The organism is Martinezella lusitana (genome assembly GCF_010668395.1).
GTDB lineage: Bacteria > Pseudomonadota > Alphaproteobacteria > Rhizobiales > Rhizobiaceae > Rhizobium > Rhizobium lusitanum_A.
Genome location: NZ_WUEY01000013.1, coordinates 125,970 through 147,256 on the forward strand (window position 1 = coordinate 125,970; position 21,287 = coordinate 147,256).

At 61.2% G+C, this 21,287-nt stretch carries 20 protein-coding genes; 15 read left to right on the plus strand and 5 right to left on the minus strand.

Annotated features, from left to right (window positions below; translation table 11 throughout):
• The first annotated feature begins 64 nt into the window (after positions 1 to 64).
• The 9 genes from GR212_RS24345 to GR212_RS24385 all read left to right on the plus strand — a co-directional run bounded on the left by GR212_RS24345 (position 65) and on the right by GR212_RS24385 (position 7,326).
• A complete protein-coding gene (locus GR212_RS24345) occupies positions 65 to 1,117 on the plus strand; it encodes an alpha/beta fold hydrolase (protein ID WP_163990356.1) in 1,053 nt (350 codons plus the stop codon).
• 114 nt (positions 1,118 to 1,231) lie between these two features.
• Positions 1,232 to 1,972: a response regulator gene (locus GR212_RS24350; protein WP_163990358.1), complete on the plus strand. Its 741-nt coding sequence runs from the start codon at positions 1,232 to 1,234 to the stop codon at positions 1,970 to 1,972.
• Positions 1,969 to 3,291 carry a sensor histidine kinase gene (locus GR212_RS24355; protein ID WP_163990360.1) on the plus strand — a complete coding sequence of 441 codons (1,323 nt, stop codon included), beginning with the start codon at positions 1,969 to 1,971 and terminating at the stop codon, positions 3,289 to 3,291. The genes GR212_RS24350 and GR212_RS24355 overlap by 4 nt, the downstream gene beginning before the upstream one ends.
• 384 nt (positions 3,292 to 3,675) lie before the next feature.
• Entirely contained in the window at positions 3,676 to 4,092 is a 417-nt protein-coding gene (locus GR212_RS24360) for an organic hydroperoxide resistance protein (protein ID WP_163990362.1), read from the plus strand.
• 117 nt (positions 4,093 to 4,209) lie between these two features.
• Positions 4,210 to 4,353, plus strand: coding sequence for a hypothetical protein (locus GR212_RS24365; protein WP_204326735.1), 144 nt, complete (start codon positions 4,210 to 4,212; stop codon positions 4,351 to 4,353).
• A gap of 52 nt (positions 4,354 to 4,405) precedes the next feature.
• Entirely contained in the window at positions 4,406 to 5,137 is a 732-nt protein-coding gene (minC, locus tag GR212_RS24370; protein WP_163990364.1) for a septum site-determining protein MinC, read from the plus strand.
• A gap of 29 nt (positions 5,138 to 5,166) precedes the next feature.
• On the plus strand, positions 5,167 to 5,982 hold the full coding sequence (gene minD / locus GR212_RS24375) for a septum site-determining protein MinD (RefSeq protein ID WP_163990367.1): 816 nt from the start codon (positions 5,167 to 5,169) through the stop codon (positions 5,980 to 5,982).
• Positions 5,979 to 6,239, plus strand: coding sequence for a cell division topological specificity factor MinE (gene minE, locus GR212_RS24380; protein ID WP_163990369.1), 261 nt, complete (start codon positions 5,979 to 5,981; stop codon positions 6,237 to 6,239). Before minD ends, minE begins: the two co-directional genes overlap by 4 nt.
• Positions 6,240 to 6,591: 352 nt before the next feature.
• Positions 6,592 to 7,326 (plus strand): polysaccharide deacetylase family protein, encoded by a 735-nt coding sequence (locus GR212_RS24385; protein ID WP_246725931.1) that lies wholly within the window; start codon positions 6,592 to 6,594, stop codon positions 7,324 to 7,326.
• 15 nt (positions 7,327 to 7,341) lie between these two features.
• Here GR212_RS24385 and GR212_RS24390 read toward each other — a convergent pair whose 3' ends face one another.
• Positions 7,342 to 7,950 carry a TetR/AcrR family transcriptional regulator gene (locus tag GR212_RS24390; protein ID WP_163990370.1) on the minus strand — a complete coding sequence of 203 codons (609 nt, stop codon included), beginning with the start codon at positions 7,948 to 7,950 and terminating at the stop codon, positions 7,342 to 7,344.
• Between the two features lie 111 nt (positions 7,951 to 8,061).
• Between GR212_RS24390 and GR212_RS24395 the strand changes: the two genes are divergently transcribed.
• The 3 genes from GR212_RS24395 to GR212_RS24405 all read left to right on the plus strand — a co-directional run bounded on the left by GR212_RS24395 (position 8,062) and on the right by GR212_RS24405 (position 12,556).
• On the plus strand, positions 8,062 to 8,751 hold the full coding sequence (locus GR212_RS24395) for a PspA/IM30 family protein (RefSeq protein ID WP_163990372.1): 690 nt from the start codon (positions 8,062 to 8,064) through the stop codon (positions 8,749 to 8,751).
• A 37-nt stretch (positions 8,752 to 8,788) separates the two neighbouring features.
• On the plus strand, positions 8,789 to 9,070 hold the full coding sequence (locus GR212_RS24400; RefSeq protein ID WP_112798622.1) for a YiaA/YiaB family inner membrane protein: 282 nt from the start codon (positions 8,789 to 8,791) through the stop codon (positions 9,068 to 9,070).
• Positions 9,071 to 9,160: 90 nt separating this feature from the next.
• Positions 9,161 to 12,556 (plus strand): acyl-[ACP]--phospholipid O-acyltransferase, encoded by a 3,396-nt coding sequence (locus tag GR212_RS24405; RefSeq protein WP_163990374.1) that lies wholly within the window; start codon positions 9,161 to 9,163, stop codon positions 12,554 to 12,556.
• Positions 12,557 to 12,652: 96 nt separating this feature from the next.
• Here GR212_RS24405 and GR212_RS24410 read toward each other — a convergent pair whose 3' ends face one another.
• From GR212_RS24410 to GR212_RS24420, 3 genes are read right to left on the minus strand one after another with little or no spacing between them, the layout of a single operon-like run.
• Positions 12,653 to 13,669: a sensor histidine kinase gene (locus GR212_RS24410; RefSeq protein WP_163990376.1), complete on the minus strand. Its 1,017-nt coding sequence runs from the start codon at positions 13,667 to 13,669 to the stop codon at positions 12,653 to 12,655.
• Positions 13,669 to 14,373, minus strand: coding sequence for a response regulator transcription factor (locus GR212_RS24415; RefSeq protein WP_163990378.1), 705 nt, complete (start codon positions 14,371 to 14,373; stop codon positions 13,669 to 13,671). The genes GR212_RS24410 and GR212_RS24415 overlap by 1 nt, the downstream gene beginning before the upstream one ends.
• 45 nt (positions 14,374 to 14,418) lie before the next feature.
• Complete coding sequence (locus tag GR212_RS24420; protein ID WP_163990386.1) at positions 14,419 to 15,900, minus strand: DUF4153 domain-containing protein; 1,482 nt, start codon at positions 15,898 to 15,900, stop codon at positions 14,419 to 14,421.
• A gap of 766 nt (positions 15,901 to 16,666) precedes the next feature.
• On the opposite strand from GR212_RS24420, the gene GR212_RS24425 reads away from it, so the two are divergent.
• The 3 genes from GR212_RS24425 (at position 16,667) to GR212_RS24435 (ending at position 20,198) form a co-directional block, all read left to right on the plus strand.
• A complete protein-coding gene (locus GR212_RS24425) occupies positions 16,667 to 18,475 on the plus strand; it encodes a diguanylate cyclase (RefSeq protein WP_163990389.1) in 1,809 nt (602 codons plus the stop codon).
• 95 nt (positions 18,476 to 18,570) lie between these two features.
• Complete coding sequence (locus tag GR212_RS24430) at positions 18,571 to 19,644, plus strand: serine hydrolase domain-containing protein (RefSeq protein ID WP_163990390.1); 1,074 nt, start codon at positions 18,571 to 18,573, stop codon at positions 19,642 to 19,644.
• Positions 19,645 to 19,679: 35 nt separating this feature from the next.
• Positions 19,680 to 20,198 carry a GNAT family N-acetyltransferase gene (locus GR212_RS24435; protein WP_281411075.1) on the plus strand — a complete coding sequence of 173 codons (519 nt, stop codon included), beginning with the start codon at positions 19,680 to 19,682 and terminating at the stop codon, positions 20,196 to 20,198.
• 21 nt (positions 20,199 to 20,219) lie between these two features.
• Here the strand turns inward: GR212_RS24435 and GR212_RS24440 are convergent, their stop codons facing one another.
• Positions 20,220 to 21,029 (minus strand): AraC family transcriptional regulator, encoded by an 810-nt coding sequence (locus GR212_RS24440; RefSeq protein WP_163990394.1) that lies wholly within the window; start codon positions 21,027 to 21,029, stop codon positions 20,220 to 20,222.
• Positions 21,030 to 21,287: the final 258 nt, after the last annotated feature.

Here is a 21,287-nt window from a genome sequence, read left to right on the forward strand (position 1 = left end):
GACACATCGACGATACAAGCGGCTGGTTTTCTCGATCTCACGATCCAATCGACAGGAGAGACAGATGTCCGAGGAACTCAATCACAGCCGCCGCCGCTTTTTCGGTCTTGCCGCCGTCGCCGTCGCAGCCGCCGAATTCGGCCTGCCGGCCATGGCCGGCGCCGCCCAACCGAAGGCTTCCGCTTCGAGCCTGCCTGCCGTCAAGGCCGGAAGCCATACGTCCTTCGACGCGCTGAAGCAGATCGATGCTGGCGTGCTCAACATCGGTTACGCCGAAGCCGGTCCGGCCGATGGCCCGGTCGTGCTGCTGCTGCACGGCTGGCCCTACGATATCCATAGCTTCGTCGATGTCGCGCCGCTCTTGGCCGGTGCCGGCTACCGTGTCGTCATTCCCTATCTGCGCGGATACGGGACCACTCGCTTCCTTTCGAAGGAAACCCCGCGCAACGGCCAGCAGGCAGCGCTGGCGGCCGATATGATCGCGCTTCTCGATGCGCTGAAGATCGAAAAGGCCGTTGTTGCCGGTTACGACTGGGGCGGCCGCACCGCCAACGTCATGGCGGCGCTCTGGCCCGAGCGTTGCAAGGCGATGGTTTCGGTCAGCGGCTATCTGATCGGCAGCCAGGAGATCAACCGCAAGCCCTTGCCGCCGAAAGCCGAACTTGCCTGGTGGTATCAGTTCTATTTCGCCACCGAGCGCGGACGTCTCGGCTATGAGGAAAATCGGCATGATTTCGCAAAGCTGATCTGGCACACCGCCTCGCCGCAATGGGCCTTCGACGATGCCACCTACGATCGGTCGGCCGCGGCCTTCGACAATCCAGACCATGTCGATATCGTCATCCACAATTACCGCTGGCGCCTCGGTCTGGTCGAAGGCGAGACAAAGTTCGATGCCTACGAGAAGACGCTGGCCGCAGGGCCGGCGGTTGCCATACCGACGATCACCATGGAAGGCGACGCAAACGGGGCGCCGCACCCGGAGCCGTCGGCCTATCGCGGCAAATTCTCGGGCAAGTACGAGCATCGCACCATCACCGGCGGCATCGGCCACAATCTGCCCCAGGAAGCGCCGCAAGCCTTCGCTCAGGCCGTGATAGATGTTGATCGATTCTAGCACGGCGATAGTGTGCGTGCGGGCGCCGGCATATGCTGGCGCCCTCCGCCGTTGGCACGGCAAGAGGATGAATATTCGTAGGTCGATGCTTGCGATGATGGGTGGGAAATCAAAATGGACCATGTCGACCATATCCTGATCGTGGATGACGATCGGGAAATCCGTGAGCTGGTGTCGAGCTATCTGAAGAAGAACGGCTTGCGGGCGACGACGGCTGCCGACGGCCGGCAGATGCGCAGTTTCCTCGAGGCCAACTCGGTCGATCTGATCGTGCTCGACGTGATGATGCCGGGCGACGACGGCCTGGTGCTGTGTCGCGAGCTTCGCGCCGGAAAGCACAAGGCGACGCCGGTCCTGATGCTGACGGCGCGCGACGACGAGATGGACCGGATTCTCGGCCTGGAAATGGGCGCCGACGATTATCTGGCAAAGCCCTTCGCCGCCCGTGAGCTGCTTGCCCGCATCAAGGCGGTTCTCCGGCGCACGCGCATGTTGCCGCCCAACCTGCAGATCAGCGAAGCCGGCCAAATACTGGTCTTCGGGGATTGGCGGCTGGACACGGTCGGACGTCATCTTCTCGACCGGGACGGAACCGAGATCGCGCTCAGCGGTGCCGAATACCGCCTGCTGCGCGTCTTCATCGACCACCCGCAGCGGGTGCTCAATCGCGATCAATTGCTGAACCTGACACAGGGCCGCGACGCCGATCTTTTCGACCGCTCCATCGATCTGCTCGTCAGCCGGCTGCGCCAGCGTCTGGGGGACGACGCGCGTGAGCCGATCTACATCAAGACGGTTCGCAGCGAAGGCTATGTCTTCTCCGTGCCGGTGGAAATTGCGGAGCTGCGCCCATGACGATGGCGGGCCTCCCAGTCCGATGGCCCTGGTGGCCCAGTACGCTGCGCTCGCGGATTTCCCTGATCCTGCTTGCCGGGCTTGCGATTGCCTACGGTCTGTCCTTCAGCGTGCTCTACATCGAGCGTTACATGTCGGCAAAGGCCGTCATGCTCGGTACGCTGGAAAACGACGTCGCGACCTCGATCGCGGTGCTCGATCGCCTGCCGGCGGATGAAAGGGCGAATTTCGTCGATTGGCTGAGCCGCGGCAATTATAACTTCGAGCTGGGGGCCGGCCTGCCGGGCGTGCCCGATACCTCCACCCATGGCGCGGAGATCGCCGCCAAGATTGAGGATGCCGTCGGCCATCGCTTTCCGATCCGCATGGAATCGATACCCGGCCCGATCTCGCGACTGCAGGCGCATCTGAACTTGAGCGACGGCAGTCCGCTGACGATCGATGTCACGCCGAGGGGAATCATGCCGATCGCGGCGTGGCTGCCTTACGTCTTCGTCGTCCAGATGCTGGTGATTGTCCTGTGCACCTGGTTTGCGGTTCGCCAGGCGATCCGGCCGCTCGCCGAACTTGCCGCCGCCGCTGACGCCCTCGATCCCAACAAGAAGGGGGCGGCTTTGAGCGACGGGGGCCCGAGCGAGGTGGCGCACGCCGCCAAGGCCTTCAATGCAATGCGGGATCGCATAGCGCACTATCTCGAGGAGCGGGTGCAGATTCTCGCAGCCATTTCGCACGATCTCCAGACGCCGATCACGCGCATGCGCCTGCGCGCCGATATCGCCGACGATTCACCCGAAAAGGCCAAGCTTCTGCAGGATCTCGGAGAAATCGAGCGCCTCGTGCAGGATGGGATCGCCTATGCGCGCAGCGCCCATAGCAATGGCGAGAAGAGTTCGCGAATCGATCTTGCTTCCTTCATCGAGAGCATCAGCTACGACTATCAGGATACCGGAAAATCGGTCGAGATTCTCGGCCTCATTCGCGGAACGGCGACGACAAAGCCGCATGCCCTTCGCCGCATCCTTACCAACTTCATCGACAATGCCCTGAAATTTGCCGGCGCCGCTGAAATTGCTGTGGAACGCAGGGACGCGGGCGAGATTGCGATAACGGTGCTGGATCGCGGGCCGGGTATTCCCCGGGACCAGATCGAGGCGGCCATGCAGCCTTTTTTCCGGCTGGAGCAATCGCGCAACCGCAACACCGGCGGCACCGGACTTGGGCTCGCGATCGCCCACCAGCTCGCCCAGACGCTCGGCGGTTCCGTCCGGCTCTATAACCGCCAAGGCGGCGGTCTGGCCGCCGAAGTGGTCATCTCCTGAGCGCTCTCGGAGAGGATTTTTGAGGAGTGGGTCTTCCGGTCGCCTGGATGGCGGTCAAATCCATCCAAGCAGCCAGGCGAGCAGCAAAGGAACGAGGGCGAGCGCCAGCCAGGTCAGGAATCGCTCTCTGGCGCTGCGCTTGGCATTCTCCTTGGAAACAACCCGACATGCCTCCATGCGAGTCTTTTCCGCCCATTTTGACCTGCTTACGATCCTCAGGATCTTTGTAAGCATTTGTATCCGACCTGTTCGGGCCTACGTTTTGTAACACTTCCGGCGATTCCGGAAACATGCCGGATACCTCGATCCAGCAAAAACAGCTCCGTCAACGGACGTCGCCCCTCACCACACAACAGAGCGGGTAACGCAACAACGGAGTGTTCCATGACCAAGATCGACAAGGTTCTCTACACCGGCAGAACACACACCATCGGCGGCCGCGACGGCTCGGCCCGCAGCGATGACGGCCAACTGGAGGTCAAGCTCTCGCCTCCCGGCAGCGCTCACGCCGGCACCAATCCCGAGCAGCTCTTCGCGGCCGGCTGGTCGGCTTGCTTCATCGGCGCAATGGGTCTGGCCGCCGGCAAGCGCAAGGTCAAGCTGCCCGCCGCTCTCGCCGTCGATGCCGAAGTGGATCTGGGCACCACGGACGGCGCCTACTTCCTGCAGGCTCGCCTCACCATCAGCATGCCCGGCATCGAGCCTGAGCTGGCGCGGGTGCTGGTCGAGGAAGCGCACCAGACCTGCCCCTACTCGAAGGCGACTCGCGGCAACATCGATGTCGAGCTGAAGCTCGCCTGAGAATCGTTCACGTCTCGATATTGCGCGCCGTACCGGAGGGTGGGGCGCGCAGAATCGTTAATTTTTCTGCATCGGATATCCAGCAAGGCGGCGTACGCCTCGCGCCCGGAGGATCTCATGAGACCGATCATTCTTTTCCTTGCGGGAGCTGCGATTTTTGCCGCTCCATGCGTCTACGACCCCGGTTCCAACGAGCCTTCTGCGCTCGCGAGCATTGCCGTTTTGTGGGGCGGTTCCGGCTCCAACGAGAGCTCGCGTTAACCACTTGTTAACCATATGAGCGCTACAAACGGTCAACGATTTATTTACATAGATGACCAAAGTGCTAACAGACGCTCGTTCGATCCGTATCAAGGGCCGCTCCTTTCTGGCGGTCGTACTTTCGCCGGATCTTCCGCTGGAACAGTGGTTGATCCGGCTTGATGATCTGGCAGCCCGTTCGGCCGGCTTCTTTCTGGGGCGGCCGGTCGTGCTTGACATCACCGACCTGCCGATCGATCGCCCTCAGCTCAAGGAGCTGATCGGCGAGCTTACGGCCCGCAATGTCAGCATCATGGGCATCGAGGGCGGACGTCCGTCGATCGCTGGGCCTGGGATGCCGCCAATCCTGAAGGGTGGACGTCCGGCTGCCGACTTCGAAGTCGCCGAGGCGGAGCCCGTGGTGGAGCGTCGCAACAGCGAGCCCAAGTCGCCGCCGCCGGAAATCCGGCCGGTGACGCAGTCATTGATTATTCGCGAGCCGGTGCGTTCGGGCCAGTCGGTGATCTTCCCCGAGGGCGATGTCACCATCATCGGTTCGGTGGCATCGGGCGCGGAAGTGATCGCGGGTGGATCCGTCCACATTTACGGCGCCCTGCGGGGGCGTGCCATGGCGGGTTCGATCGGCAACGCTTCGGCGCGAATCTTTTGCCGCAAGCTCGAGGCCGAGCTGCTGGCGATCGATGGAATCTACAAGATGGCGGAAGACGTATCACCCGGCCTCAGGGGGCAAGCCGTCCAGCTCTGGCTGGATGGTGAGACGATCATGGCCGAGAAACTAATCTGAGCCGAAGCCGGCCAAAACAGGAGAGCGAGATGGGCAAGGTAATCGTCGTCACATCAGGCAAGGGCGGAGTTGGAAAGACAACTTCCACGGCCGCACTGGGGGCGGCTCTGGCGCAGAGAAACGAGAAGGTCGTCGTGGTCGATTTCGACGTCGGTCTGCGCAATCTCGATCTGGTCATGGGTGCGGAACGCCGCGTTGTCTACGACCTCGTCAACGTCATCCATGGCGATGCCAAGCTGCCGCAGGCCCTGATCCGCGACAAGCGGCTGGAGACGCTCTTCCTCCTGCCGGCTTCGCAGACGCGTGACAAGGACAATCTGACGCCCGAGGGTGTCGAGCGCGTCATCAATGAGCTCAGGAGCTATTTCGACTGGGTCATCTGCGACAGCCCGGCCGGCATCGAGCGCGGCGCAACGCTTGCCATGCGCCATGCCGATGTTGCCGTCGTCGTCACCAACCCGGAAGTCTCCTCGGTGCGCGATTCCGATCGCATCATCGGCCTGCTGGATGCAAAGACGCTCAAGGCGGAGCGCGGCGAGCGCATGGAAAAGCACCTCCTGCTGACCCGCTTCGATGCCGCCCGCGCCGAACGCGGCGACATGCTGAAGGTCGACGACGTGCTGGAGATCCTCTCCATCCCGCTGCTCGGCATCATCCCGGAGAGCACGGACGTGCTGCGCGCCTCCAACCTCGGTTCGCCAGTTACGCTTGCCGATGCCCGTTGCGCGCCGTCTGTAGCCTATTTCGAAGCAGCACGCCGTCTTGCCGGCGAGCAGCTGCCGATCACCATCCCCGGCGAGAAGCGGGGTATCTTCGGCAAAATCTTCGCAAGGAGGGCCGCATGAGCATTTTCGGACTGTTTCGCAAGCAGAGATCTGCACCGATGGCGCGCGAGCGCCTGCAGATCCTCCTTGCCCACGAGCGCGCCTCGGTGGGTTCGGATCTCGTATCCGTGCTGAGAGAGGAAATTCTCGCCGTCATCGCCAAGCATGTCCAGGTCGATCGTGACAAGGTGCAGGTGAAGATGGATCGCGACAAGGATGTCTCCATGCTGGAGATCGATGTCGAGATCCCGCGCGATGCGACCTTGCAGGCCGCCTGACGCAAATCGGGGGCGGCAGATATGTGCGAATAATGCCAAATGGCTCTGCCATGTGGCGGAGCTTTGAAGTTTTTCGAAGTTAGCCCTTGCAAAGGGTGCGATTCGCTATTATCTGCGCTCCATCACCTGTATCGATGGCCTGCCGGGCCGGCATTTTCGTGTCGAGCCGGCGTTTGCTGTCCGGGTTAAAAAGCAAGGGCGCTCCCCGGAAACGGGTAGAGCGCCCTTTGCTTTTGTCGCGTTCGCGGCGCTTTCCTTGTCCGATGCGATATGCCAGTTTGCCTTATTCATGCGGGAGGCGGCTGGCTTGGGCGGATTGAACAGTCTGGAGAATGCACTGGGCAGATTGTTGTTGACCGCTATCCTTGTTGCGGTCTCCGCCATCGCCGGCCAGGCGGCGGACAGAACGATCTATCTCACATTTGACGATGGTCCGTTGCCGGGAACGCAGAATGTTCTTTCGGTGCTGCGCCAGGAGAATGTGCCGGCCGTCATGTTCATGGTCGGGTTGCATGTGGAAACCAGCCCTGGGGGACGGGACCTGCTGGCGGAAGCCAAGGCAATGCCACTGGTGACCGTCGGCAATCACAGCTACAGCCACGCCAACAACCGCTACAGGCGATATTACTCCAATACGCAGGCTGTGGTGGCGGACATGTTGCACGCCAATCAGGTGCTTGGGTTGACGCCGACCGTGAATGCGCGGCTGCCGGGCAGGGACGTCTTCCGGCTTCCGACGGTATCGCGAGAGGATCTGTCCATCAATGTCGCCCAATGGGAGCGCGAGTGGCTGGACTATGAACTCGTCGCCGAAGCAGGCTTCTATCTCTATGGCTGGGATTTCGAATGGGTGCATCGCGATGATGGCAAGCCGGTTCAATCGGTCGATCACCTGGTCAACGAGATCGATCACCTATTTCAATATGGCCGTTTCACCCAACGGGGAAAGATGATCCTGCTGATGCACGATCAGATGTTTCAGGACCAGTTCGACGGCCAGGAAAATCTGCAAGCCCTCATCCGCAGGCTGAAGGAGCGCGGTTATGCCTTCGGCGATATCAGAAGCTACGCCTCGTCGACCCCTTGACGGGCGCGAACTTGCCTACGCCTGTCTCGCCGCGGCGCCCGCTGCAATCGTCAGGATAAAGTCATCCAGCTCAAGTTCCAGGCTCTCGATCGGCAGGCCGACGAATCGACCTTCGAGGCTAATGCTGACGACGCCGTGCACGGCACCGAACAAGGTTCTCGCGCGAATGGCCCGTGCCGTCTCGGACATCGTGGGCTGCAACTCGGCGAGCGGCGCGGCAATGACGCCCATCAGGAACATGTGTTCTTCCAGATGCCATTCGGGGCTCGGGCGGTCGTCCGGCGGTCGATGGTCGAAGAGCGCCTTCCATAGGTTGCGGTGGGTGACCGCAAACCGCAAATAGCCGCGTGCGAGGTTGCGCAGCTGGTCGGCCGGCGTGTGATTCTTGACTTCCGCGAGTGTCAGGGAAGCCTCCAGCGCCTTCAGCGTTGCCGAATTGACGTGGATGATGAGATCGTCGAGATCGGTAAAGACCGTATAGAGACCGCCGAGCGCACAGCCGACGTCCTGCGTGACGTCGCGCGCCCGCAGGTTGGAAAGCCCATCGGCCGCTATGCGATTGCGCGCCGCCTCGATCAGCCGCAGCTTCAGATCCTCGCGCTTTTCCAGCGTTTTTCTCGCCATTGTCAATTCCAATCCAATTTTTTGAACGTTGTTCAAAATTGTTCTTGAACAACGTTCATGATTCTGGCATATCTCGTTTCATGAACATCGTTCATAAACGGGAGACGACAAATGTTCAATGTAATTCTGACGCTCATTCGCGGTCGGGCCTTCGATGCGGAGCAGGCGTTCATCGATCGCAACGCCGTGCCGCTGCTGGCGCAGCAGATCCGCGACGCGGCAAGCGCCATTCAGTCGGCGCGCCGCGCGGTGGCAATCGCCGTCGCGCAGAACGAACAGGAAAAGAGCCAGCACGCGGCGGTTGCCGGCCGCATCGCGGATCTGGAAAGCCGGGCCGTTGCCGCCTTGCAGAAGGGCAGTGACGAACTTGCCCGGCAGGCGGCCGAGGCAATCGCCCAGCTTGAGGCCGAGCGCGACGCTTCCGAGAAGGCGCAGGCGCAATTTACCCAGACAATCGGCAGGCTCAAGGCCACGGTCCAAGCATCGGAAGCGCGTCTGCAGGAGTTGCAGCGCGGCGAGCGGCTGGCGCGCGCCACGGCGCAGACGCAGAAGCTGAATGCCGTCTGTGACGATAATTCCGGCCTGGCAACCCTGGACGAGGCCGAGGAAACCTTGGCCCGCCTTCGGGCCTACCAGGGGCGCTGCGAGATTGCGGCCTCGACCATGAAGGAAATGGACGCGGCGAGCCGGCAGACGGCCATCGTCGAAAAGCTTGCCAATGCCGGCTTTGGCGCACCGCTTGGCCCTTCGGCGGACGACGTGCTCGCCCGCCTTCGCGCGCGCATGAATTCAGCAGCCTGAACCCGAACACACCAAACTCATAAGAGAGGACACGACCATGAACGACAGCTTCCAGAAACACTCGCAGGCTTGGGTCAGCTTTTCCTATATTTCCTTTGGCGCCGCCGCCTTCATGCTTTTCGTCGGCCTTTACATGATGCCGATCGATCTGTGGGGCAAAGGCTATCTCGCCATGGGCATCCTGATGCTGGTGCAGACGGCGGTCAATGTCACCAAGACGATCCGCGACAACAGCGAGGCTGACAAGCTGATCCGCAAGGTGGAGGATGCCCGCACGGAGAAGCTGCTCGTTAAGTTCAATCGTGACGGTCAGGACTAAACTTTGTTAACGACGCCGCAGAGTTGCATTGGCGCTCAACCTTTGCGTAATAACTCTGTGGCGTCTTGTTGGCTGAACGAGGGGTACGTCATGCAAAACCACCTGATGAAATCGAGGAAATTCGCGCCGCTGTTCTGGACGCAGTTCCTCACCGCCTTCAACGATAACTTTCTCAAGCAGACACTGGTTTTCGTCATTCTCGCGCAGATGGCGACGGAAGGTGCGGCGCTGGTGACACTTGCCGGCGGCATCTTCATCGTGCCGTTCCTGCTGTTGTCGGCGATTGCCGGCGAGCTTGCCGACAAATACGACAAGGCCAAGATGGCGGAGCTTCTGAAGCGCTGCGAGCTTGGGGTCGCAGCCATTTCCGTCGTCGGCATCGCCTTCTCCTCGATCTGGATCCTGATGCTTGCCCTCTTCGGCTTCGGCGTCATTTCCTCTCTTTTCGGGCCGATCAAATACGGCATCCTGCCGGATCACCTGGAAAACAGGGATCTCCCGAGGGCCAACGCCTGGATCGAGGGCGGCACCTTCATCGCCATTCTCACCGGCACCATGGTCGCCGCGGTCGCCTTTCGCGAGGGCGAGAATGTCTGGATCTTCGGCCCGATGATGATGGGGCTTTCGATCCTTTGCTGGTTTTCCGCCCGCATGATCCCCTCGACCGGCTCCAAGGCGCCGGATCTCATCGTCGATACCAATGTCGTCCGTTCAAGCTACAGGCTGGTCAACGAGCTTCGCGCCGACAGCCGCATCTGGCGCGCATCGCTGATGAACTGCTGGTTCTGGTTCGTCGGCGCCTTCATCATGTCGATGCTGCCGGTCATGGTGACCGACATTCTTGGCGGCTCGGAAATCGTCGTTCCCGCCTATCTGGCAATCTTTGCCGTGTCCGTGGCCATCGGCTCGGCTATCGCCGGCTGGATGGCTGCCGGCCGCATCGTGCTTCTGCCGGCGCCCGTCGGCATGCTGATCGTCGCTCTTTTCGGTCTCGATCTCGCCTGGAACCTCTGGGGTCTGCAGTCGACCGCCCATGCCGAAACCATTCTCGCCTTCTTTGAGGGGCCGAAGACGATCCGCGTCGCCATCGATCTTGCCGGCATGGCAATCGGCGGCGCTTTCCTTGCCGTCCCGACCTTTGCGGCCATGCAGAGCTGGGCAAACGAGGATCGCCGCGCCCGCGTCATCGGTGCGGCGAACGTGCTGTCCGCTCTCTTCATCGCGGTCGGCCTGGCGCTTGTGGCCGTCCTGCAGGCCGTCGGCCTGTCGGTTCCGGTCATTATTCTCAGCATCTCCGTGCTCAACATCGCGATCGCCTGGGTCATGCTGAAGATGCTGCCCACCAACGCCTTCCGCGACCTCATCTCCATCATTTTCCGCGCCTTCATGCGGTTGGAAGTCGAGGGACTGGAAAATATCCGCAAGGCGGGTTCCGCTCCGATCATCGCGCTTAATCATGTGAGCCTGCTCGATGGCGCGCTGGCGCTCGCCATCACCGAGGAAGAGCCCGTCTTCGCCATCGACTATGCCTTCGCCAAGAAATGGTGGGTGCGGCCACTGCTGACAAAGTGCAAGTTCCTGCCGCTCGACCCGACGAAGCCGATGGCGACGCGTTCGCTGATCAAGGTGATCCAGGACGGCAGCCCCGTCGGCATCTTTCCCGAGGGGCGGCTGACCGTGACAGGCACGCTGATGAAGGTCTACGACGGCGCCGCCATGGTCGCAGACAAGACCGGCGCGATGATCGTGCCCGTTCGCATCGACGGCCTTGAAAAGAGCTATGCCTCCTATCTGACGTCGAGCCATGTTCGCCGCCGTCTTTTCCCCAAGGTCAAGGTCACGATCCTGGAGCCGGTCAAGCTTGACGTCCCGGCGGAGCTGAAGGGCAGGAAGCGCCGCATTGCTGCCGGTGCCGCCCTCTATCAGATCATGTCGACGCTGATGTTCCGCACCGCCGATACGAACAACACGGTCCTCGGCCGCGTCATCGAAAGCGCCCATGAGTACGGCGGCAAGAAACTCGCGGTCGAGGATCCGATTGCCGGCAAGCTTTCCTATGCCAAGCTTCTGACCGGCGCCGCGGTGCTCGGTGCGAAGTTCAGGAGGATGTTCCCTGAGGAGAAGACGCTCGGCGTCATGCTGCCGAATGCAAACGGCACGGCGGCTACGGTCCTCGGCGTCATGTCGGCAGGCAAGGTTCCGGCCATGCTGAATTTTACGGCGGGTGCGACCAATATCCTGTCCGCCTGCCGGACCGCCGAGGTTAAGCACGTTCTCAGCTCGCGCGCCTTCATCACGCAGGCCAAGCTCGGCCCGGTGGTCGAGGAACTCGAAAAGCAGGTGGCGTTCGTCTGGCTGGACGAGCTGCGCACGCAGGTCACTTTCCTCAACAAGATCGTCGGTCTCATCCGTAAATATCGACCGCTGGTCAAGCGCAGCGCCGATGATCCGGCAGTCATCCTTTTCACCTCCGGTTCCGAAGGTGCGCCGAAGGGTGTGGTGCTGAGCCATCGCAATATCCTGTCGAACGCCGCCCAGGCGGCTTCGCGTATCGACTTCCATCCCGGCGACAAGGTGTTCAACATCCTGCCGATGTTCCACTCCTTCGGCCTGACGGCCGGCACCATCCTGCCGCTGGTCTCGGGTGTGCCGATCTTCCTCTATCCGTCACCGTTGCACTATCGCATCGTGCCGGAGCTGATTTACGTCTCGAACGCGACCATTGTCTTCGGCACGGATACGTTCCTGAACGGCTATGCGCGCAGCGCTCACCCCTACGACCTGAGGTCGATCCGCTATATCTTCTCCGGCGCAGAGCCGGTGAAGGCCTCGACCCGCGAGGTCTATATGGAGAAATTCGGCCTGCGCATCCTGGAGGGCTATGGCGTTACCGAGGCAGCCCCGGTCATCTCGCTGAACACGCCGATGTACAACCGCACGGGAACGGTCGGCAAGATCATGCCCGGCATGGAATGGAAACTCGAGCCGGTTCCCGGCATCGACGAGGGCGGCCGTCTCCACATCCGCGGCGCCAATGTCATGGCCGGCTACCTGCGGGCCGACAATCCGGGTATCCTCGAGCCGCTGCCGGAGGGCTGGCACGATACCGGTGACATCGTCACCATCGATGAAGACGGTTTCGTCAAGATCCGCGGCCGCGCCAAGCGCTTCGCCAAGATCGGCGGCGAAATGATTTCGCTGGCCGCGGTGGAGACCCTTGCGGCGCAGCTTTGGCCGGGTGCTCTCAGCGTCGTCTCGGCGGTGCCCGACCAGAAGAAGGGTGAGCGTCTCGTGCTCCTGACCGATGCGCCGGAGGCCACGCGAAGCGATTTCCTGGCATTCGCCAAATCGAAGGGCGCCACGGAAATGATGGTTCCCGCCGAAGTCACCGTTGGCAAGGTTCCTGTCCTCGGTTCCGGCAAAGTCGACTTCGTGACGGCGCGCGCCATGGCTTTGGAAGCTCAGGCGCAATCGCAGGCGGCGTAGAACTCTGCAGGTGAGCGCCAAAGCGGCCGGTGGTTCTATCCTCCGGCCGCTTTTTGCTGGCGAAACCTGGACATACCAGGTCGAATCGGTCCCGCTTCAGGAAATGCGAGGCAATATGATCTGAAAGGTCGTGCCGTCCTTGCTGCTCTCAAGCAGCTCAATGCTGCCGCCATGCGCTGCGAGCATCGCTCTGATGATGCCGAGGCCCATGCCCGTGCCGCCATCCTCGCGTCGTGTCGAGAAGAAGGGTTCGAAGATGTGATCCCGATTGCCATCGGCAACGCCGCGCCCATTGTCGCGCACCTGGATCGTCATTTTCCGCTCTTCGTCGCTTGCCATGATTGCAAGGGTTGTGGCGCCGTTCTGAAAGGCATTTTCCGCAAGATTGGAGAAGACAATGCCGGCTGCTTCGACTGGCAGAGTCAGCATCTCGTCGTCGTCGGCGCCTTCGTTGCTGATAGCCAGTTGGCGAAACTGCATTTTGAGCTGGGCGATAATGTCGCTAAGGCTGCTTGTACCCTGCTCGGACGGCAGTTCGGCTTTCGCCAGCTCCCGCAGGCGCGACAACAGCCGGTCCAGCCGTTCGGTATCGGCGATGATGTTGGCAAGGAATCGCTCGCGCTGCTCCGGGCTCATCGGATTGCTGTCGTCATCGTCGCGCAGCAGCTCCGCCGCGCCCTTGATCGAGGTGAGCGGCGATTTCAGCTCGTGGGAGACATGGGTGGCAAAGGATCGCACGTAGTCGGAGTGGTCGACCAGTTTGCCGGCGAGGTCGAGAAAGCTCTGCGAGAGGCTTGCGACCTCGCGCGTACCATAGATTTCGAGCGGCCGGATCGCAGAGCGTCCACCGCGAGCGATCTCGTCCGCGCGGGCGATCAATGCGTTGATCGGCACGGTCAGGGTGCGTGTCAGTACATAGGCGACGCCCAAGGTCAGGATGAGGACGACGGCAAGGGTTGCGATTTCGGCCGGCGCGATGGCGCCGGAGGCCGCGCGCACGACGCGGAACCAGATGAGGGTCAGCACCGGAAGCGTCATCACCGTCAGAAGCACGGCATAGACGATGAGGGCGAGCGGCGGTCGCCATTTCGGTTTCACCCGTGGCGCGCGCATCAGGCGCTTCCTTCCATGCCCGATGTCAGCTTGAAGCCGATACCGTGGACGGTGGCGATGATGCCCTTGCCGCCGGCCGCCGCAAGCTTGGCGCGGATATTGCGGATATGGCTATCGATGGTGCGATCGGCGACCTGCATATCGGTGCCGTAAGCGGCCTCCATAAGCTGATCGCGGCTGAACACGATCTCCGGCCGCGACAATAGCGTGTCGAGGATCGCGAATTCCAGCGCCGTCAAGGCGAGCGGCATATCGGCGAAACTGGCGGTACGGCCACCTCGATTGAGCCGCAACGACCCCATGGAAATGGAGTGGTTGTTCGTGTCCGGCTCCGAACCGTGCCCGCTTCGCTTGAGGATGGCCCGAACCCGCGCGACCAGTTCGCGTGGGCTGAAGGGTTTTGTCACATAATCGTCGCCGCCTATTTCCAGGCCGACGATCCTGTCGATTTCCTCGTCGCGGGCCGAGAGGAAGAGGATTGGAACATTCGAGGTCTTCCGGACGCGCCGGCAGACTTCCAGCCCATCCATTTCAGGCATGCCGATATCGAGCACGAGCAGATCGAGGTCGCCCCTGTGAAAGGCCATCATGGCCTCGGTGCCATTACGGGCTGTCGTCGTCTTCATGCCGGCGCGATCGAGCGCGAAGCAGATCACGTCGCGTATATTGGGCTCGTCGTCGACGACGAGGATGCGCTGTGCCATGTGAGATGCGTCCCGGTTCACCCGCCCGTTTTCTTCGTTTCGGCCTCATCTTGCAAGTGCTGCCTCGTGTCTGAGGTCGTCGTCGAGGCGCGCGGCGCGATATGTCCAACTTCGCCAATCGGGCGAGCGGCCCTCCTGCTGCCGTAGAAGCGCGTCCCGAACCCTGCGGACGTCGCTGTCGGCAGGAAGCGATACCAGATAGGTATCGAGTGCCGGTATGGCCGATGGGCCGAGCGCTGCGAGATAATCAAGGTCAAGCACGATGCCTTCACCCGATATTTCGCGACTATGGGCGACATTGAAGCGGGCAATGAGGGCGGGGATATCGGCCACTGCGGCGGCGTAAAGCGTCATGGCCAGCGTCGCGGAGCTGAGTGCGATCAGCCATTCGTTGGAGCGGCGAAGCAGAATGCGCAGCAGGATGAAGAAAAGGCCGACCGCCACGAGGCCCATCCATATGCCGGCCGCAACGCGTAGCTCCGTCAGCGAATAGACTTCGACGTAGAGATCCAGGCGTAGAATCGAGGAGAGGCAGAGCAGGATATTCTGGGCGATCCACAGATGCACCAGGCCGCGAACAAGGACGCTTTTGTCTCCCGGACCGCCGGGGCGCATGGCAACAAGCACGAAGATGGCGGCAAGAAGCGCGGTGACCATCAGCGGATAGGCGCCGCGATGAGCATATTCGGCATGGCTCATGCCATCGGGCAGGCTCGCTCCGCCCCAGAGATAGGCAAGATCGAGCAGCGTCTGCACGGCGAACAGTGCGTTGAACACGATCAGCGAACGTAGCAACGCGGCATGGCCGAACAGCCCATCCTCAACGCTCGTGACGACTTCCGCGGCCCCGCGCCGATGACGGCGGCGCCGCATCAGGCCTGGGCGCAACAGCACGGAAAGGACGGCTGCGACAACAAGCCAGAAGCCGATGCGCCACATGCTCAACAATTGCAGCAGGAAAGTGAGGTCGATGCTGCGCAGTGTCCTGTCGATCAGCGGATTGGCCGCCGCGAAGAGCGCAAGAAAGCCGGCGGCAAACGTCAGCGGCATGATCCAGCCACGAAGGTGATGGCGAACGCCTCGCGCCGATGGCTTTTGCAGGCGTTGCAACCAACGATAGCTCACACGTCGGAAAGGCCGCGCCGGCAAGTCCAGGACGAAGCGGAGAAGCACGAGCGGCAGGCGGGTCCATTGCCGGGGCAACAGCCCGCCGGCGCCAAGCGAGACGCAGGAAAGGCCGAGCAAGCAGATCGTAATACCCATCCAGGATGGGGTCTCGATAAGAGGGACCGATGCGATGAGACCGCATAACAGGAGCCCAGCGGCTTTCGAAAAGGACAGGGATTTTCTGGAGCAGATCAGTAGACCTGCTGCGACGGCATTGGCGAAAACGAAGAGGTTGAGGCCGGGCTCCCTGTCGAAAAGAAGAAAGTCGGCAAATATTACAAGAGCGAAAAGTATCAGGAATTTGCGGTTGGAGTTGCTTGTTGGTTTGGCGTGAAGGATAGGGGCATCGGATATGCTCATCGGCATCGGCTCCCCGCGCGGCGTTCGATGGCGGCAAAGGGTATGATGGTGGCAGGCTGAGCCGGCAAATCGGCCTGAGAGTGACGATTGTCCGCCAGCCACCAGCCTTCCCTAAGGAGGCTATGTGGCAGGCGAACGGATGGAGTGCTTGGTGTCTCGGATGTGTTGCTCATGGTGCGACGATGACGCCGGGCTTTGCAGAAACTGTGCAGAGCACGAGCAGCTGTTCAGGAAAATTGGTGAAGTTGGAAAGTCGGCCTCTTGGGCATTGTGCGAGATCTGAACAGCAATTGCTTCAGGTGACGCTAATCTTGGCCAGGATAAATTTGAACTTTGAGCGATAGACGTGCCGAAATGGGGCAGTCACTTGTGGAACTTAAGCTTGTGTTTTCCAGCTTCCAGTCACCCTATGGATTGCTGGTTTGAAAATCGATTTGTTGTCCGTGCTGTCGTACTCACCCCTGACGACAGCCGGGAGTCTCGGCGGCGGCCCTTCAGCTGCAACTGAGATTCCCGTCAGAGAAAACCGATGTCATCGGGCATACCCCGAACGAAGCAAGCGGCGGCTTGGAAGCATCGGGATATCGGGATCCGGCGCCTTGCGAGCTTCGCGGATTGGCGATCGCCGGAGGATAAGCGTCAAATAAGCCGGCAATCAGCTTTCCATGCCGCTTGTTCAGGCTTTATCCTACGAGCAAGTGTCATAACTGAAGACTCGCCTGACAAGGACTTCAGAAATGCATGAGCGAGGCGCAGAGGACGGCATATGAGAATTACGACAATTACGAATTGGGCCTACGGCATCACCGTGGTCCTGACCGTGCTGTCCGCCGTGGCGTTCATTCTCTCGGCTCGGAGTGCTGTGCAGGAAAGGCAGGCCGTCGAACAGCATCTGCTGCTGAACAGCATGGGCGAGGAGCTTGCCCTCGGTGCCGAGGAAACGACCGATGAAGCCCGTCTCTACGTGATGCGCGGAGAGGAGAGGCATCTCGATGCTTTCACCGTCGATGAAGGCGAAGAGCGTCGTCGCGATACGGCGATCAACAACCTGCGCGGCATCGGCATACCGGATGCGGAGCTTCAGGTGGTCGAAGACGTGGCGGTGAACGCGCAAGCGCTGGACAAGGTGGAAGAAGCCGCGGTCGCCGCCTATACCGGCGGCAATCAGGCCGGTGCGCGGGACGCCCTGTTCGGCCCGGAGCACGAACGCGTGCAGACGACGCTTCTCAACAGCGTCAGCCAGTTTCGCGCATTGGCGACGGCTCGCACCGAGGCCGCCGTCCGCTCGGCACAGGCGCGCAGCGATCTCTGGGCCGATGTCGCCAAGGTGATGCTCGCATTGACTGCGGCGATTTTCCTCGGCGTGCTCTACTTCATATTGCGGCGCCGGGTTGCGCTGCCGCTGGTCCGCATGACGGGAATCGTCAACCGGCTGGCAAAGCAGGACTATGCCGTCGAAGTGCCGACCGATCGCCGTCGCGACGAGATCGGCGAAATGAACGACGCCATACAGATTTTTCGCGAGAACGGCCTGGAGCGCAACCGGCTGGATGCCGAGCGCAAGCGCGACCTGGAGACCAAGGATCTCATCCTGCAGATGATGCACCGTCTGCAGGCCTGCTACGCACAGGGCGAGCTTGCCGAAGTGGTCGCGCTTTTCGTGCCGCAGATCTTTCCCGGCATCGCGGGATGTCTTTATACGATGAACGAGAGCAGGACGGCGTTGACGGAAGTCAGCCGATGGCTGGATCCCACCCATACCGAGCCTTCTTTTGCGGCGTCCGCCTGCTGGGGCCTGCGCCGGGGGCGACCGCATGTCAGCCATGTGGCGAACAACGATATTCCCTGCCAGCATCTGGATGACTCCGGCGTACCCGGCCTCTGCGTTCCCCTGACCGCGCTCGGCGAGGCCATCGGCCTGCTTTATTTCGAGGACCGCTCGAAGGACGCGACCGCTGCCGATGCGCCACGGCTCTATCTGGAGCTGATCGCAGAAAATATCGGCCTTGCCATCGCCAACCTGCAATTGCGTGACAGGCTCATCAATCTTGCCGTGCGCGATGCGCTGACCGGTCTGCTCAACAGGCGCTCCCTGGACGAGACGCTCAACAATCTCCACAGGGATCAATCCGCCCGCACGGTCATCTGCATGATGATCGACATCGATCACTTCAAGCGCTTCAACGACGAGTTCGGCCATGACGCCGGCGACGAGGTGTTGCGGCATGTCGGGCAGATTGTCGCCGATACGGTCGGCGAAGCCGGCACGGTCTATCGCTTCGGCGGGGAGGAGCTGACCGTCATTGCCACCGACATGGCCGACGAGGCAGGCTTTGCGCTTGCCGAGAAGCTTCGCATGCGCGTCTTCGCCACGCCATTTTCCTATCGCGCGCGCATCGTCGGGCCGCTGTCCGTTTCCGTGGGGATCGCCTCGTCTCCGGTTTCGGGCCCGACCACGACCTTGATCAACCGCGCGGACGGAGCTTTGCTGAAGGCTAAGCTGAACGGGAGAAACAGGACGGTAGCGGCGTTTGCTTTGGAGGCGGAAGAAGAAGCGAAGATGGGGCAGGCCTGATTTGAAGTCGGCGAAATTGCCGTTTGATCGCCTTGCCGGGTACGCGCTTTGATTGTAGCTTGAGGTAAGAGCGACTTAACGCAGGCGGAGGTTTCATGGGCATCGGACAGAACGCTTCCCCCTTGTCGCCGGATGGCGAAACATTGCAGGCTGTGGGCTTCGATCCGACGCTTCGGCGCAAGCTTGAAGCCAGTATCGAAGCTGGCCTGTTACGCGACTTGCATGTGGTGCTTGCTGCGCGATCCCAGCATGCATTCCTGGAGCATTATGCCGTCGGTATCGATGAAAACTGGGGCACTCCGCTCGGCGAGGTCGCTTTCGACGCGCACACGCTGCATGATCTTCGCTCGGTCACAAAGAGCATCGTCGGCCTTCTATATGGCATCGCGCTCGACCAGGGATTGGTCCCTCCGCCGAATGCGCCTCTCTTCGAGCAATTTCCGGAATACGACGATCTCGCCAAAGATGCCGAGCGCGCCAAGATCACCGTCGGCCATGCACTGACCATGACGCTGGGGATGGAGTGGGACGAGAACCGTCCCTATACCGACCCGCAAAACAGCGAGATTGCCATGGAGAATGCGCCGGATCGCTATCGCTTCGTTCTGGAGCAGCCGGTGATCGCCGAGCCTGGGACGCGCTGGATTTATTCCGGTGGCAGCGTTGCGCTCGTGGGGGCCATCATCGAGCGAGGCAGCGGCAAGCGGCTACCCGATTTTGCGCGGAATGTTCTCTTCGAGCCGCTGGGTATCGCACAGTTTCATTGGACGGCCGGATATGACGGCGTGGCTTCGGCAGCATCCGGCTTGCGACTGACTGCTCCCGACCTGCTGAAGATCGGCATGCTTCTGCTTCGGAAGGGCGTGTGGAACGGCCATAGGATCGTTTCGGAGGATTGGATCAGCCAATCCTTGACGCCGGCGATTTCGACTGAAGATGGTCTGAGCTATGGCAGGCTGTGGTTTTGCGGAGATGCGCCGGCACCGGCATTCGCCAATTCGCGTCCGTGGTATGCCGGGTTCGGAAACGGCGGGCAGAGGCTCTGGCTCATGCCCGATGCGGATATCGCCGCCGTCATCTATTCCGGCAAGTATAATTCATGGGATGCCTGGATAACGCCCAACCGCGTCTGGCGCGAGATCATCCTTGCCAATTTCCTGAGAGCCTGAAATTGGCGCCGCCAAGACACAAGTTTCCCGCGCTATTGACCGACCGGCTGCGGCTTCGGGAAGCGAGCATGGATGATTGCGACGCCTTCCAGGCGTTGATTTCTATTCCCGACGTCACGCGCTTTACGAACTGGCCCGACGCGCCGAAAAAGACACAGATGCAGCGTTACTTGAAATGGATGGACAAGATCTTCTCCAAGGGAACGGGCTGTGCCTGGATCATCGAGGATCGGGTCTCCGGCCAGTTGCTCGGCGGTATCCGCTTCAACTGGATCGACCGGCGCGCCAGATGTGCCGAGGTAGGGTATGAACTGCATCCCTCGGCCTGGGGCAAGGGGCTGATGAGCGAAGCGGCGAGAGCCGTCGTCCAATGCGGCTTCGAGGAATTTTCGTTGAACCGCATCGAGGCCTGGACGCTGCCGGGAAACACCGCTTCCGATCGGGTTCTGGAAAAGGCGGGTTTCCGGTATGAGGGCACGCTTCGACAGAAAGCCCGGTTCAAGGAAGCCTTCCATGATTTTCGGATGTTCGGCTGCCTAGCTGATGATCGATAGAGATTGTTTCTCGCCAACACCCTAGCTGGTCTCGTCGGGCGGCGGCGCTGATTGAAAATAGTCCCGTGGCGAACGGCCAAGCGAGCGCCGGAACATGGCTGAAAAGGCGCTTGGGCTGTCATAGCCGCAGTCCAGTGCGACATCGAGAATGTTCCGGCCCTCCGCAAGCAAGGCCAGTGCCTTCAGCATCCGTGCCTGCTGCCGCCAGCGGCCGAAGCTCAATCCCGTCTCGCGTTGAAACAGCCGCATAAGCGTTGCCCGGCTCATATAAAGAGCGCTTGCCGCTTCTTCGATCGAAATTGTATGGGCGAGATCGCCGAGCATCGTCTCGCAGAAGGCGGAGAGAGCCGGGTGCTTCGGCAGCGGCAGGTTCAATGGCTGTGCCGGCAGGAAGGTGAGTTCGAGAAGCAGCAGCCGAATGACCGCCTCTGCCATTTCCGTGCGATCGGGTTTGTCGACAAGGCCGGCAAGCCTCAGGATAAGCTCGCGCAAAAGCGGCGTGACCTCGACGACCATGCATGCCGTCGGCAGGGCGTCATTGCTCCCGACATTGATCAGCAGCGAGCGAAATCGAACGCTCGCGTGGCTCGCCGTCACATGCTCGAGGTTCGGCGGCAGCCAGACCGCGCGGCTTGGCGGAACGACCCAGGTGCCGCTATCCGTGGTCAACGATATCACGCCATCGACGGCGTAGAGCAACTGTGCCTGCTTATGACTATGCCGGGAGCTGGTAAAGCGGCGGTCGTCATGGGCGATAACGGCGATACCCTCGGCGACATCGGCGCCGTGCTGCAGATAGACTTGATCCTTTTGCGACGATAATTGATCCATATGCGTGAGAATATCAAAACCTCCGGCAATATCCTAGAACTCCTTTGAAGCAGGATAGCTCGCCAGGTGTTTGTCCCATTCCAGAAGCCGCATCGATCAGACCGGCCGCATCATGCCGCCGTCGCATCGTTGCGCGTCCGGACGGACGCCAGGGCGGCATCCCGCACCCGCGCTCCTCTTTGGCTTTCCGTTGCACTGCGACTTAGCGGCGGTCGTCGGGCCTGACGGCATCCCGGCGACCGTAGGCTACTGTCCGCT